Raw genomic sequence first — 14,392 nt, 5'->3', positions numbered from 1 at the left:
TTAATTTTAAAATTTGTACTTTTATTTTTTCAGCTTTATAACCTTTATATTTTATCAACTTTTTAAAAATGAATTAATCATGAAAAAACAAATTTTAAGCTTAGCTTTTATTGCTTTATTGGCATTTGCCGTACAATCTTGCGGAAATAAGGAACAAAAAACTGAAGAAGACAATCTAACTCTTGGAAACAAGGTTGATACACTTACAACAGATATTGAACAAGCTAAGGATACTGCTGTCTTAAAAGTAGAAAACGCTGCTGCTGAAGCAAAAGATGCTACTAATAATACAGTTCAGGAAGTAAAAGACGCTACTAAAAAAACAGCAACTGAAGTTTCTGATGCTGCTAAAAAGACAGCCGCAGACGTAAAAGAAGCTTCTAAAAAAGCTGCAGATAAAGCAGAAGCCGCTGCTAAAGCTGCTAAAGACGGAACTGTAAAAACGGCTAAAGATGTTAATGAAGCTTTGAAAAAATAATTCCCATTGAAATCAAAATTAAAACCATTCGTCGCGGCGAATGGTTTTTTTTATGGAAAAAAGCGAGCAATATTTTTTTGTATTTTTGCTTTCAAATTACAACATACATAAAATGCATTTTATATCACAGGAATTAGAAGATTATATCGAAAAGCATTCTGAAAACGAACCGGAATTGTTAGCGAAACTGAATAAGGAAACATACCAAAAAATACTTTTGCCAAGAATGTTAAGCGGACATTTTCAGGGTCGGGTTTTAAGTATGTTATCAAAATTGATTCGTCCGGTAAATATTCTTGAAATTGGAACTTATACCGGTTATGCGGCTTTGTGTTTGTGCGAAGGAATGCAGGAAATTGGACAATTGCATACTATTGATATAAAAGAAGAATTAGTTGATTTTCAGCGTAAATATTTTGACGCCTCGCCTTGGGGAAAACAGATTTTTCAGCATTTAGGGGAAGCAATTGATATTATTCCAACGCTTGACGTAAAATTTGATTTGGTTTTTATTGATGCAGATAAAGAAAACTACCTGAATTACTGGGAAATGATTGTTCCTAAAATGAATAAGGGTGGCATTATTTTATCTGATAATGTTTTGTGGAGTGGAAAAATCCTGGAGCCGGTTCATCCAAATGATATGAGTACAAAAGTGCTTTTAGAATACAATTTACTTTTGAAAAACGATCCAAGAGTAGAGACTGTTTTATTGCCAATTCGTGATGGTTTGACGGTGAGCAGAGTACTTTAGAAAAGTTGCTAAGGTTCTGAGGTACTAAGATTCTAAGTCTTTCAATTTAAAAGAGAACTCAGCATCTTAGTACCTCAACAACTTAGAATCTTTAAAAAAATTATCCTGGAAAATATTGCGGTTTTAGTTTTCGATATACTAAATAAAGTAAAGAACCAAAAACTGCTCCGAAGAAATAACCGGTAAGAATATCTCCCGGATAATGCAATCCTAAATAAATTCGGCTATAAGCGAAAATTAAAGGCCAAAGAAATAAGAATCCCAAATACTTGAAATAGCGTTTTAAAATCAGGAATAAAAAGGTTGCAACTGCCATTGTGTTTGCAGCGTGCCCTGAGAAAAAACTATAGGAATTACGCACCTGAACAATACGAATAATTGACTTAAGATCAGGATTATTACACGGACGCAAACGTTGAAAAGTATGTTTAAACAAATTGCAGGTTTGATCTGTAAAAGCGATCAAAACAGCTATAAAAAGCAAGATATATAAGGTTTGCTTTCCTCCTACTTTTTTATAAATAATATAAAAAAGGAATAAAAAGAATGGTGTCCAATACAATTGATTGGTAATAATAAGCCAGAAACCATCGTATTTTTCAGAACCTAAACCATTAAGAAATATCAATAAATTGACATCCAATTCATTTATTTTTTCAAGCATATTACATTTGGCGTTTTACAGGTCCTGAGATTGTTTCAATATCTTCTTTTACTTTGTCGATTTCTGTAGCAGTATCTCCTAATAAATTTGTGGTCATACTTGTAGTATCACCTAATAAATTAGTTTTTGCCTCATTAATCTGAGCATTGATATTGCCTGTAATATCCGTTAAAGTTTTAGAATCAAAACCATTAGCTTCGGCTCCTTTATGGATTTCACTTTTAATATCGTTGGTTGCATTTTTTAATTGCGCCATTGCTTTTCCCATTGTACGGGCAATTTCCGGCACTTTATCTGAACCAAAAAGCATTAAAACTATAAATAGTATGAAAACTAATTCTCCTCCTCCTATACCAAACATAACTTTTATTTTTGTGTGTCACAAAGATATTAAATTTTGTGCCTGTGAACTTTAAAATTTCCTTAAAAAAAAAGACTCTTTTCAGAGTCTTTTTAGTTTTATGTTTAATCAAATTTTGATTTTTCTTCTACTTTCGGCCAAGAGTTATTGGTTACATCAATATCAGCAGTCATCAATTTTGGATCGATCTGAATGCTTTTTATTGCTTTTTCTGTAGCATATACTTTTTTGGCAGTATCATTATTTTTTCTCCAGATTTGAGCCGGATACTGGAAGTTTTGTTTTGTACCATCTTCATAAGTTATTTCAACTAAAATTGGCATAATCATTCCGCCTGGTTTGTTGAATTCCACTTCATAGAAATATTTAGGCGATTTTAAACTAGCTTTTTCCTCGGCTGTAAAAGTTTGGTTTACATAATCAGATAATAATTTTACTTCGTCAACTTTCAAAGCTTTTTTCTTTGCTGTATTAACTTCCGCATTATCACTTGCTACTAAATAAACAAATGGTCCTTTTTCGAATCCAAAACGTCCTTTTCTCACTTTTACATCTTTAAGATCAGCAGTTGGAGTATCAGAAACGTAATATTGTTTTACATCTTTAATTCCGATATCTACAAAATCAGTGGAGTAAAACCATCCTCTAAAAAACCAATCTAAATCTACGGCAGAAGCATCTTCCATAGTTCTAAAGAAATCTTCCGGAGTTGGATGTTTAAATTTCCATCTGTTTGCGTATGTTCTAAAAGCATAATCAAACAATTCTTTGCCCATAACTACTTCTCTTAAAATGTTAAGACCTGTAGCCGGTTTTCCGTAAGCATTATTACCAAACTGAACTATAGTTTCTGAGTTAGACATAATTGGTTCTAAAAACTTTTGGTCACCACTCATGTAAGGAACAATGTTTTTTGCAGGTCCGCGTCTTGAAGGGAAATTTGGATCTAATTCCTGTTCTGCCAAATATTCTAAAAACGAATTTAAACCTTCGTCCATCCAGGTCCATTGACGCTCATCTGAGTTTACAATCATTGGGAAAAAAGTGTGTCCAACTTCGTGAATTACTACACCAATCATTCCGTTTTTAACTTCTTTGCTTGTTACTCCATTTTCGTCAGGACGACCAAAATTCCAGCAAATCATAGGATATTCCATACCCTGATCTTCTGCAGAAACAGAAACTGCTTTTGGATAAGGATAATCAAAAGTATGTGATGAATAACTTTTTAAAGTATGCGCTACTGTCATTGTCGAAGTTTCTCCCCAAAGTGGATTCGCTTCTTTTGGATAAACAGATTCTGCCATAACGATTTTACCGCCTAACTGGACAGCCATTGCATCATAAATGAATTTTCTTGAAGAAGCAATACCAAAATCACGTACGTTTTTAGCACTAAATTTCCATGTTTTTTTCTTTTCAGAGAATCCTTTTTCAGCTGCTTCAGCTTCTGCCTGCGTAACAATTACAACTGGTTTATCAAAAGATTTTTGAGCCTGTTCGTAACGTTTTACCTGTTCTGGAGTAAAAACTTCTGCTCTGTTTGTCAATTCTCCTGTTGCATCAATAACGTGATCTGCAGGAACTGTAATATTTACATCAAAGTTTCCAAAAGGCAAAGCAAACTCTCCGCTTCCCCAAAACTGCATGTTTTGCCATCCTTCAACATCGTTATAAACGGCCATTCTTGGATAAAACTGAGCAATTACGTATAATTTATTTCCGTCTTTTTCGAACAATTCATAACCGGAACGTCCGCCTTCTTTTCTATAATTATTGATATTGTACCACCATTTAATTGCTAACGAAATTTTCTCTCCCGGTTTTAAAGGAGTTGCAAGGTTAATACGCATCATAGTTTCATTGATGGTATACGACATCGGATTTCCTTTTGCGTCTTTTACCTGTTCAATATTAAAACCACGTTCTAAATCTTTTTTCAAATATTTGCTTGAAAAACCATCAAGTGCTAAAACCTGATTAATTTTTTCGCTTTCAGCCAAAGTTGACTGTGTATTTGGTCTTGCCTGATTTTGATCTAACTGAATCCATAAATATTCTAAACTATCCGGAGAATTGTTTGAATAAGTAATAACCTCAGAACCTGTTATTTTTGATTTCTTATCATCTAATTCGATATCAATTTTATAATCTGCCTGTTGTTGATAATAAGCAGGACCAGGCGCTCCGGAAGCCGTACGAAACATATTAGGCGTTGCTAATAAATCATACATCTGGCTGAATTTATTCGTATCGTATTTCCCTTGTTGTTTTGGAGCAACGGTAGAAGTTGATTTTTCCTGAGCCATTAATAAAGCAGGAAAAATTAATAATAATGAAAGCTTTTTCATAAATATGTAATAGGTAGTTTTGTCAGGGTGTGAAAATAACAATTATAATGGTAATTTTACTCGTCCATTAATACTTTAACACTTCTTTCCTTGAAGATTCCGTAAAGAGAACGCTCTTTTTCATCCCAAAAGCGGTAACATGTGTAATATTCTGCTGTTCGGCGTTCCAATCAACCAAAATTGTATTCGAAATTTCGATTGTTTTAAACTTGTCAATATCTTTAATTCTGGAGTAACAAATCAAAACATCTCCGGCTTCCACTTCTTTAGACAAAAAAGTGATTGCCTTAGATTGCCCGTTTATTTTTATGGTGAAATTTTCTGAAAGATATTTTTTTAATAAATCTATATCTTCCTGTGTTTCTTTCTCTGTGCCGACAAATGTTTTTTTATGGTATTTTTTTTCCATACCATTATTCAGATCATCAATAAAAATACGTGATGTAATTTGAATCATCTTTTTTTCGGACACATAATTGACCTGATAAACGCCCATATAAAACTTATGAAACGCAAAAGAGGATAACGATATAAATAAGACTCCGATTAAGGAATAAACTAAACTCTTTTTCATTTTTTATTCATCTCGACTTTTTTGAACTCCTTATTTTTATTGATCATGAAGTCCATCAATTCAAACTTTTCTTCCGGTTTTAAATGTTGTTTCGATTCTGCATCGTTAGAGCAATACATTAAAAACAGGTCTATTTCATCTTGTTTCAAACCTAATGTTTTAGTATAAAAATCAGGCGTAAAATTATCTTTCGCATATTCAACAAAAGCAATATCACTTATCGCCTCTTCTTTTACATCTTCATCTTTACGGAAAAGTTTTTTTACATCTTTAAATATTCGAACAAAGTCTGTTCCGTATTTAATAGTCTGATCTGAGTACATTACTTTATTTTCCGGACTGGATAATTTATCGTCTTCAAACTGCATATCGACTATACCTTGTGATCCGCCTTGTAACGATTTAACTTTTAATTCTTTATGAACCAAAACTTCTTTCAGTTCGATATTTACTAAATCCAAAGGCACAGAAAAAAGTACTTCTGCACAATCTTTTTCTGTCAGCACAACCTTTTTAGATTGAAATGCAATTCCTGTAAATAACAAAGTATCTTTAGGTCTTGCCATGATATCAAACAATCCGTTTAAACCAATAAAAGTTCTAACATTGGCATTTACATTCATCACATAACCACTTTCGATGGTTAGAGATTTATTAATTACTTGTCCGTGTAATGGTTTTCTTGAGTTTTGTCCCAGCGCAATTTGGCAAAATAAACACACAACAAGTATTCTTAGGCTATTTTTCATTTTCGAGAATTTTTAGATATTTTCTGGCTAATTCAGTTATTAAAAACATACTCATTGTTTTGTTCTTACTACTCAAAGATACGGCAAATTCCGCATCATCTATGCAATATAATTGAAATCCTTTAATATCTTCTGTCGAAATTTTCAATCTTTCCGTATAATAATTCTCTTCAAAAAGATATTCCATTTTCTTAAAAAGCACCTCTTTTTTCTCTACGGCAGCTTCTTTTTTCAACATCGAAGTTCTTCCTGAAATTGCATTCAGCAAAGCATCACCCGGAGTTGAAGTTGCCGTATACACCTTTCTTTCTGCCGGCGTATATTTTTTTTGATCTTTTGAAATTATCCCCAGGTTTTCTGCCGTAATATTCGCGTTTTCATTCACAACAACTTCTTTCAGTTCAATTTCTTTGGCAGCCATTTTTATTTGAAGCGAAGCAAGTTTCAAATCCTCAGCCGTAATTCTGCGTTGAAGCGGTTCTAAATTCACGGATGAAAATACCAGCACATCGCCCTCCTTAACTACAATCGAAAACATTCCGTTTGCATCAGAAACCGTTGTAACCTGAGTTGTATTATTGATGATATTCACGCCTTCTACAGAAGTGGATTGTTCAAAAATTTGTCCGAGAATTTCTTTGGCACCGGTTGTTTGTCCAAACGAAATTTGGGTTATCCACAGAAAAAATATCAGTAAGGCTTTATTTGTTTTCAACAGCTAGTATTTCTTTATATTTCACAGCTAATTCTCCTAAAAGAAATTCTGTTGAAGTTTTATTTTTAGAATTCAAAATCGTGGTGAATTTGTCATTTTCCACAGCATAATATTCAAATCCTTTTACATATTCATTTGGAATTTTCAGTCGGTTCACAAAATGATCCAGACTAAACATATTCTCTAAAAGTTTCATGAAAAATTCTTTTTTCTCGACCGCAACTTCTTTTTTAAGCATTGCGGTGCGTCCTGATAAAAAATTCAATAAAGGATCTGCCGATATTGAACCTCCGGCAAGCGATCCTGCATTTGCAGTTGCATTCAAAGCCGTCGCAGTATGCAATTTCCTTTCGGCCTCGGTATATGTTTTTTGCCCGGCAGGAATAATTCCAAGCGCAACAGCATTTATATTATCATATCTTCTGATAATTACTTCTTGCAACTGATGCATTACCAGATTTAGTTTTACTGTAAAATTAAGATTTGAAAAATCTTCAGGAACTAATAAAACTCTGTTTTCTTTAAATTGAATAGATGAAAAAACAAGCGTATCTCCCGCTTTCGCTAAAATCGAAAAAGCTCCTTCCGCATTTGTGGTTGTCATGATTTCTGTTTGCGCATTAACTACATAAACACCTTCTAAATCATTTGTATTAGAAACAATTTTTCCGCTTATAATAATACGCTCCTGATTTTGAGTCCACGCAGTTTGACTCAAAACAACACACAAAACACATAAAACTTTGTTGATCAAAATGAAAAAATTAGAATTATTCTTAAAAGTGTAAAAATATCTTAATGTGTTCCAAATTTAGTATTAACGGCTTGGTAAAAAAATGTTAATTAAACTTTGGTTTTTCAATCCTCAAAAAGGATTTTTTAATATCTTTAACGGCAACAATCTGAGTTTAAATTTATGAAAAGCATTATCATTGCCAGCACTTCTACCTTGCACGAAGGCAGCTATTTAGAGTATTTATTACCTACTTTGGAAGTTCATTTTAAAAACTGCAAAAGCATTTTATTTATTCCTTATGCGCGTCCCGGCGGAATTTCGCATGACGAATACACTTCGAAAGCAACGCAGGCATTTGCAAAAATTAACATAACCGTAAAAGGAATTCATGAATTTGAAAACCCGGAAGATGCCATAAAAAATGCAGAAGGGATATTTACCGGAGGCGGAAATACTTTTTTACTGGTTACTAAATTATACTATCATAATATTATGCAGGTTCTTTCTGAAACTGTAAAAAACGGAACACCTTATTTAGGTACAAGCGCCGGAAGCAATATTTGCGGATTATCAATGCAAACTACGAACGACATGCCGATTGTGTATCCTCCAAGTTTTCAGACTTTAGGATTAATTCCTTTTAACTTAAACCCGCATTATTTAGATGCCGATTTACAATCAAAACATATGGGTGAAACCCGCGAAACAAGAATTAAAGAATTCCATGCTTTTAATTCTATTCCGGTTTTAGGATTAAGAGAAGGAAGCTGGCTTGAAGTAAAAGGAGAAAAAATCACCCTGAAAGGAAATCTAAAAGCACGTTTGTTTTTACAAAACGAAGAACCTCAGGAATTAGAAACCGAAAGCGACTTAAGCGCACTAAAATAATTTTTCACCATATAAGTTATATAAGAAAATTTAAGCTTTTGTCTAAAACTTTTTAAATGAACTTATATAACTTATATGGTTTAAAACAAAAAACCTCAGGAATTAGAAACCGAAAGCGATTTAAGCGCACTAAAATAATTTTTTCACCATATAAGTTATATAAGAAAATTTAAGCTTTTGCCTAAAAACTTTTTAAATGAACTTATATAACTTATATGGTTTAAAACAAAAAATCCCCAAACGAGATGTTTGAGGATTTTGAAGAGCGAAAGACGAGGCTCGAACTCGCGACAACCAGCTTGGAAGGCTGGAGCTCTACCAACTGAGCTACTTTCGCATTAACAGGGTGCAAATATAAATAATTAAATCATTTAAAAAAATAAAAATCAAAAATTATTTAAGTTTGATAAAAAAACCGAAACAATGAAGCTTCGGTTTTTTAGAGCGAAAGACGAGGCTCGAACTCGCGACAACCAGCTTGGAAGGCTGGAGCTCTACCAACTGAGCTACTTTCGCATTACTGGTGCAAATATAAAAAATAAGTTCAGTTCAAAACAAGCTTTTTTTCAAAAAAATTAATTAAAAAACAACGATTTCTTATAACCTATTTAAAACTAAAAAGTTATACTTTTATTATTTTTTACACATTTATGAATATTATCAAAGAAATTCCATCAAAAGACACCTATATCGTTCGTCAACCTGTTCTAAGAAAAGGAAAACCTATCGAAAGCTGCATCTTTGATGGCGATGATTTAAACACTACACATCATTTCGGATTATTTGAAAACGAAGAATTAATAGGAATTATTTCGTTATTCTCCCAAACCAATACTATATTTGCCGACGAAAATCAAGCTCAGATTCGAGGAATGGCCGTTTTGGATTCTCATCAAAAGAAAGGTTTTGGTGAAGCTCTGGTAATACATTGCGAAAAATATTGCCATGAAAACAATGTTGATCTCATTTGGTTTAATGCCAGAACAGCTGCCGTTGGGTTTTATAAAAAAATGAATTACCAAATAATTGGCAAGCCGTTTGATATCAAAGACGTTGGCGAACACTATTTAATGTTTAAAAAACTATAAAATGAAGAAACTTTACTTTCTGATTGTAATAAGTATATTTATAAGTTGCAAAAAAGATGAACCTAAAATTCCTGTAAAAAAAACTCCTCCACCGGCAATTATACTTACTGACGAAAGAAAAGTAGTTATAGACACTGCATTAATCAATGTTTTTAAAAGTGAAACACTGAAACAATTTTATATCGCATCAGAAAACAAAAGCGTTTGGGGAAATCTTAAAAAACGAACTTTTGTTTTATCTCAATTAAAAAAATGCGAAGAATTAGGTTTAAATCCGGAAGATTATAAAGCTGCGACGCTTGAGAAATACGAGAAAAAAATCAGCTCTTTAAATGATAAGCAATTAGCAACTTACGATATATTGCTAACGTATAATTTTGAATTATACTTAACGCATTTATATAAAGGAAAACTCGATCCGAAAAAATTATATACAGATTGGGATTTGGAAGAAAAACCATTTGACCCAAATAGCACACTTATTAAAGCTTTCAACAAGAACAAATTAGACAGTATTGTAGAGAATATTCAGCCAAAATCACAAACGTACAAAGAACTATTAAATGCGCTTAAAGTCATCAATACTTATCCTGATGAAGAAGCAATGGATACTATTAAAGCTGCAGATAAAATAGTTTTAAAAGACACTAACAATGCTTTATTAAATATTAAAAAGAAACTTTTATTCTGGAAAGACCTTACAGGAAAAGACAGTTTGACTAATATTTATGATCAAAAAACATTTGAAGCTGTAAAAACATTTCAGGAGCGACACGGTTTAGCTGCTGACGGCGTTATTGGAGCAGGAACTTTGAGTGCTTTAAATTTCACTAAAGAAAAAAGAAAACAGCAAATTATTGCGAATCTGGAAAGATGGAGATGGTATAATAATGATTTTGCCGAAAACTATTTCATTATCAATATTCCAAACTATAGTTTGAATGTTATTGAAAACCAGGACACAATTCTTGTACGAAATGTGGTTGTGGGAACAAGTAAAAGAAGAACACCTATTATTACATCAAAGCTAAAAACGGTCGTTTTTAACCCAACATGGACAGTTCCTCCCACTATTTTAAAAGAAGATATTATTCCTGAAATGAAAAAGAACAGGAACTATTTAGCTAAAAAAAGAATCACCATATTTGATTCTGCAAATCGTGAAGTAGACCCTAAAAACTGGAATGAAAACAAGCCAAATAGTTATCGCTATGTACAAAGTCCGGGTTATAATAACTCTCTGGGATTAATGAAAATTTTATTCCCAAATCACCATAGCGTGTATTTGCACGATACGAATCATCGTAATTATTTTGGAAGAAACAATCGTTCTTTAAGTTCAGGATGTGTTCGTATAGAAAATCCATTAGAATTAGCAGAACATATTTTGAATGATACTATTGCAACAAACTGGCCGAAAGAAAAAATTGATTCTATTATTGAAACTAAGAAAACAATAAACATCAGAATCACCAAGAAATATGCTTTATACCAATGGTACTGGACAGCATGGAGCAAAAAAAATCAGCTCATTTTCAGAGCTGATATTTATAATCTTGATTCGGATTTGTATTCTAAATTAAGAAATTAGTTTTTCTTCCATCGCAAAACTTCTTGAAGGATGATAGATATACAAACACGATTTATTTTTTATTGTTTGGATAATTTCGTTTGTTAATTCAAACGGAATTGCCGGACAACCCTGGCTTCTGCCTAATCTTTTGTTATTTCTGATAAAAGATTCAGAAACATAATCGGCACCGTGCATTACAACAGCTCTTTCGCGGGCATTGTCGTTCACACCTTTTTCTAATCCATCAAGCTTTAATGAAGCTCCATGTTTTCCCTGATAAATTTCACCAGTGGCATAAAAACCTAAACTGCTTTTAAAAGACGAGTTTGAATTTGAAAAAGCTTCAGCAAATTCTTCTCCGGTATTTCTGCCGTGAGCAACTAAAGAGTGAAATAAGATTTTATTTGCATTCAAATCAATTACCCATAAGCGTTTTACGTTTGATGACAAACTAAAATCAATAAGGGTTAAAATGTCTTTTTGAATAACTCCTTTTTCTTTCAATAAGTAAAAGCCTTTTAATGCTTCAGAAAAAGTTTTAAGTTCAGGTAACTCAAAATGATTAGAATTTAATGTATTATAAACATTTTCAATTTTTGCGTCTACAGAAAGTTTTTCAACTTTGGCAATACTTCTGTTCGCTGTCTCTTTTACTTCAAGAGTGTTTTTTGTGTCTTTTCCAAAAGACAATAGCAAAAACACCAACAAGGGATAAATTTTGTAAATCATTGAAATTCTTTAGGTTAATAATAAACTTGGGTTCGGCAAATGTATAAAAAAAAGATAGCGCACAAAATAAAACTCTGTAAATCAGTGACGTTTTGTTTAAATTTTAACAAATGGGAAACAAAAAATTAGCATATCAGCAGAAAAAACCTATTTTTACCGCTTAAATTAACGTTTTATTGTATGGAAAAAATCCTACAATATTGAAAAGATATAATTTTTGAATATTTAACTGTAACATTTAACACAATTTGATGTCTATATTAATGTTGATCATCTTCATTACTTAAAATGAAAAAATTAGTTTTTTTTAGTTTCCTCCTATATATGTCTTTCGGCTACAGCCAAAAGAAAACCTTACAGGCTCAGCCCATTTCTCAACCAATTGCTATTGATGGAAAATTTAGTGAAGCTGCCTGGCAAAATGCTGCAATAGCTTCTGATTTTGTGATGTTTGATCCTGATAACGGAAAACCAATTCCTGAAGGCAAAAGATCTGAAATCAAAGTTTTATACAATAATGACGCTATATATATTGGTGCAACCCTTTATGATGATGAGCCAAATAAGATTTTGAAAGAAATTTCGCAACGTGATAATTTTGGAACTGCCGATATTTTTGGTGTTTTCATCAATGGTTTTAACGATGGACAGCAAAACTTTGAGTTTTTTGTTTCTGCAGCAGATGTTCAGGGCGATTGTATTATGACTGATGCTATTGGTGAAGATTATTCATGGGATGCGGTTTGGATTAGCAAAGCTGTATTAACAGATAAAGGATGGAATGTAGAAATTAAGATTCCGTATGCGGCATTGCGTTTTTCTGCAGAAAACAAACAAACCTGGGGAATCAATTTTTTCAGGGAAATTAAAAGAGAACGTAAAAAATACACCTGGAACTTAATTGATACTAAAATAGGCACTTTTACGCAGCAAAACGGTAATCTGGAAGGAATTGAAAACATCAAACCTCCTACCAGATTGTTTCTTATGCCGTATGCTTCTTATTATTTGAATGCAGGTGATGGCCAAAAAACGTACGGAACGATGAAAGGCGGAATGGACATTAAATATGGAATTAATGATGCTTTTACGCTTGACGCCATTTTAATTCCTGATTTTGGTCAGACAAAATACGACGATCAAATCCTGAATTTAGGTCCATTTGAACAGCAATTCAACGAAAACAGGGCATTTTTTACGGAAGGAACAGATTTATTCAATAAAGGAAATATGTTTTATTCGAGAAGAATTGGAGGAAAACCATCCATAGATCCGGATTTGAATGATGATGAAGAAATAATCGAGAACGTTCAAAACGTCAATCTTATTAATGCTTTAAAAGTTTCAGGGCGAACTAAAAACGGTTTGGGAATTGGTGTTTTAAATGCGGTTACCGAAAAAACATTTGCCGTAATTCAAGATACCATAACCGGCGCTACGAGACGCGCAGTTGTTGAACCTTTGACCAATTATAATGTGTTGGTTTTAGATCAGCGCTTTCGCAAAAATTCATCGGTAACTTTAATTAATACAAATGTTACCAGAAATGGACATTATCGAGATGCAAACGTAACGGGTCTGGCCTGGGATTTAAATACAAAGGCGAATACGTATAATTTATCCGGAAATGTAAAATATAGTCTGATTAATGCCGAAGAAGATAAAAATGGTATTTATTCGACTATTGGCTTTGCCGAAACAAGCGGAAATTATCGCTATAGCTTTGGTTCTGATTTTGTCTCTAAAGACTTTGATCCGAATGATTTGGGAATTAATTTCTACACGAATTATTATAACTTTTACGGAAATGCCAATTACAGAATCTTAAATCCGACCAAGCTTTTTAATAGTTTTAAAATTAATTTAAATCTGTACTCGGAGTTTAACAAACAATCGGGAAAAGTGCAAGACAACAGCATTAATGCAAATGTGAACCTGACGACTGTAAAAAACAATTATTACGGAACCGGAATTACGTTTTACCCTTTAGAATCTTATGATTATTATGAACCAAGAACCGAAAACAGATATGTGGCACTTCCGCAAAGAATAGAATGGTGGGGCAGTATTTCGACCAATTACAATCATAAGTTTGCTTTAGATTTAAATCCCTCATTTTTGATCTTTAATGAATCAGGAAGAATAAATTACGGCTGTGATATTGGCCCGAGATATCGTTTTAATGATAAACTATTGTTGACCTATACTTTTAGTTATTTTAGAAAAAACAATAATAAAGGATATATTGACAGCACTGACGATGACAATAATGAAAGTACGCCTGAAACTATTGTTTTTGCAAACAGAGATGTGATCACTTATTCTAATACTTTGGGAGGAAAATATGCCCTAAATAGCGCCATGACAATTAATCTTGCTGTGCGTCAATATTGGTCGTATGCTGAAAACAAAGATATTCTGGAACTGGAACAAAACGGAACTTTATCGCCATATCCGCAATATACTGAAAACAAAAATTCGAGTTTTTATTCCTGGAATGCAGATTTATCCTATTCATGGTGGTTTGCTCCAGGCAGTCAGCTTTCTGTTTTATACCGAAATAACACAGCAAATTTTGAACGCATTATCGACAAAGAATTTAAATCGAACGTAGCCGATTTATTAACTAATACAGCACTAAAACATGTTTTTTCTGTAAGCGTCAAATACTTTATTGACTATAATGCTGTCAAAAATAAGATTAGAAAAAGAGCCTAGCCTGAATTAATTTT

Annotated in this window: 14 protein-coding genes and 2 tRNA genes; 6 read left to right on the top strand and 10 right to left on the bottom strand. The window is 32.7% G+C overall.

Features of this window, described 5'->3' with window-relative positions:
* Positions 1–79: 79 nt before the first annotated feature.
* Together AC3QL1_RS08920 and AC3QL1_RS08915 are read left to right on the top strand one after the other, a co-directional pair.
* On the top strand, positions 80–478 hold the full coding sequence (locus AC3QL1_RS08920; RefSeq protein ID WP_492496891.1) for a hypothetical protein: 399 nt from the start codon (positions 80–82) through the stop codon (positions 476–478).
* A 112-nt stretch (positions 479–590) separates the two neighbouring features.
* Complete coding sequence (locus tag AC3QL1_RS08915; RefSeq protein ID WP_492496890.1) at positions 591–1,232, top strand: O-methyltransferase; 642 nt, start codon at positions 591–593, stop codon at positions 1,230–1,232.
* A gap of 100 nt (positions 1,233–1,332) precedes the next feature.
* Here the strand turns inward: AC3QL1_RS08915 and AC3QL1_RS08910 are convergent, their stop codons facing one another.
* The 7 genes from AC3QL1_RS08910 to AC3QL1_RS08880 form a co-directional block, all read right to left on the bottom strand.
* Complete coding sequence (locus AC3QL1_RS08910) at positions 1,333–1,896, bottom strand: phosphatase PAP2 family protein (protein ID WP_492496888.1); 564 nt, start codon at positions 1,894–1,896, stop codon at positions 1,333–1,335.
* 1 nt (position 1,897) lies between these two features.
* Complete coding sequence (locus AC3QL1_RS08905; RefSeq protein WP_492496886.1) at positions 1,898–2,257, bottom strand: Sec-independent protein translocase subunit TatA/TatB; 360 nt, start codon at positions 2,255–2,257, stop codon at positions 1,898–1,900.
* A gap of 104 nt (positions 2,258–2,361) precedes the next feature.
* The gene (locus AC3QL1_RS08900) at positions 2,362–4,608 is read right to left on the bottom strand and encodes a M1 family metallopeptidase (protein ID WP_492496885.1); all 2,247 of its coding nucleotides are present in this window, start codon (positions 4,606–4,608) and stop codon (positions 2,362–2,364) included.
* A 67-nt stretch (positions 4,609–4,675) separates the two neighbouring features.
* Positions 4,676–5,182 carry a DUF6702 family protein gene (locus tag AC3QL1_RS08895; protein ID WP_492496883.1) on the bottom strand — a complete coding sequence of 169 codons (507 nt, stop codon included), beginning with the start codon at positions 5,180–5,182 and terminating at the stop codon, positions 4,676–4,678.
* The gene (bamP, locus tag AC3QL1_RS08890) at positions 5,179–5,931 is read right to left on the bottom strand and encodes a BamP family beta-barrel-assembly machinery protein (protein ID WP_492496881.1); all 753 of its coding nucleotides are present in this window, start codon (positions 5,929–5,931) and stop codon (positions 5,179–5,181) included. The genes AC3QL1_RS08895 and bamP overlap by 4 nt, the downstream gene beginning before the upstream one ends.
* Positions 5,921–6,646 (bottom strand): carboxypeptidase-like regulatory domain-containing protein, encoded by a 726-nt coding sequence (locus AC3QL1_RS08885; RefSeq protein ID WP_492496879.1) that lies wholly within the window; start codon positions 6,644–6,646, stop codon positions 5,921–5,923. Before AC3QL1_RS08885 ends, bamP begins: the two co-directional genes overlap by 11 nt.
* Positions 6,633–7,400 (bottom strand): carboxypeptidase-like regulatory domain-containing protein, encoded by a 768-nt coding sequence (locus AC3QL1_RS08880; RefSeq protein ID WP_492496878.1) that lies wholly within the window; start codon positions 7,398–7,400, stop codon positions 6,633–6,635. The genes AC3QL1_RS08885 and AC3QL1_RS08880 overlap by 14 nt, the downstream gene beginning before the upstream one ends.
* A gap of 162 nt (positions 7,401–7,562) precedes the next feature.
* Between AC3QL1_RS08880 and pepE the strand changes: the two genes are divergently transcribed.
* A complete protein-coding gene (gene pepE, locus AC3QL1_RS08875; protein WP_492496876.1) occupies positions 7,563–8,270 on the top strand; it encodes a dipeptidase PepE in 708 nt (235 codons plus the stop codon).
* Between the two features lie 264 nt (positions 8,271–8,534).
* On the opposite strand, the gene AC3QL1_RS08870 is transcribed toward pepE, so the two are convergent.
* Both AC3QL1_RS08870 and AC3QL1_RS08865 read right to left on the bottom strand, forming a co-directional pair.
* Positions 8,535–8,607, bottom strand: a tRNA-Gly gene (locus AC3QL1_RS08870).
* 106 nt (positions 8,608–8,713) lie between these two features.
* Positions 8,714–8,786, bottom strand: a tRNA-Gly gene (locus AC3QL1_RS08865).
* A 134-nt stretch (positions 8,787–8,920) separates the two neighbouring features.
* Here AC3QL1_RS08865 and AC3QL1_RS08860 point away from each other — a divergent pair.
* Positions 8,921–9,358, top strand: a complete 438-nt coding sequence (locus AC3QL1_RS08860; protein ID WP_492496874.1) for a GNAT family N-acetyltransferase — start codon at positions 8,921–8,923, stop codon at positions 9,356–9,358.
* Position 9,359: 1 nt separating this feature from the next.
* A complete protein-coding gene (locus AC3QL1_RS08855) occupies positions 9,360–10,949 on the top strand; it encodes a L,D-transpeptidase family protein (RefSeq protein WP_492496872.1) in 1,590 nt (529 codons plus the stop codon).
* On the opposite strand, the gene AC3QL1_RS08850 is transcribed toward AC3QL1_RS08855, so the two are convergent.
* A complete protein-coding gene (locus tag AC3QL1_RS08850; RefSeq protein WP_492496871.1) occupies positions 10,938–11,660 on the bottom strand; it encodes a murein L,D-transpeptidase catalytic domain family protein in 723 nt (240 codons plus the stop codon). The genes AC3QL1_RS08855 and AC3QL1_RS08850 overlap by 12 nt on opposite strands.
* A gap of 288 nt (positions 11,661–11,948) precedes the next feature.
* Between AC3QL1_RS08850 and AC3QL1_RS08845 the strand changes: the two genes are divergently transcribed.
* Complete coding sequence (locus AC3QL1_RS08845; protein WP_492496870.1) at positions 11,949–14,378, top strand: DUF5916 domain-containing protein; 2,430 nt, start codon at positions 11,949–11,951, stop codon at positions 14,376–14,378.
* The last annotated feature ends 14 nt before the right edge of the window (positions 14,379–14,392 follow it).

It is taken from the genome of Flavobacterium sp. GW823-FHT04A11 (assembly GCF_058796535.1).
This window is presented reverse-complemented; position numbering and strand designations above follow the sequence as displayed.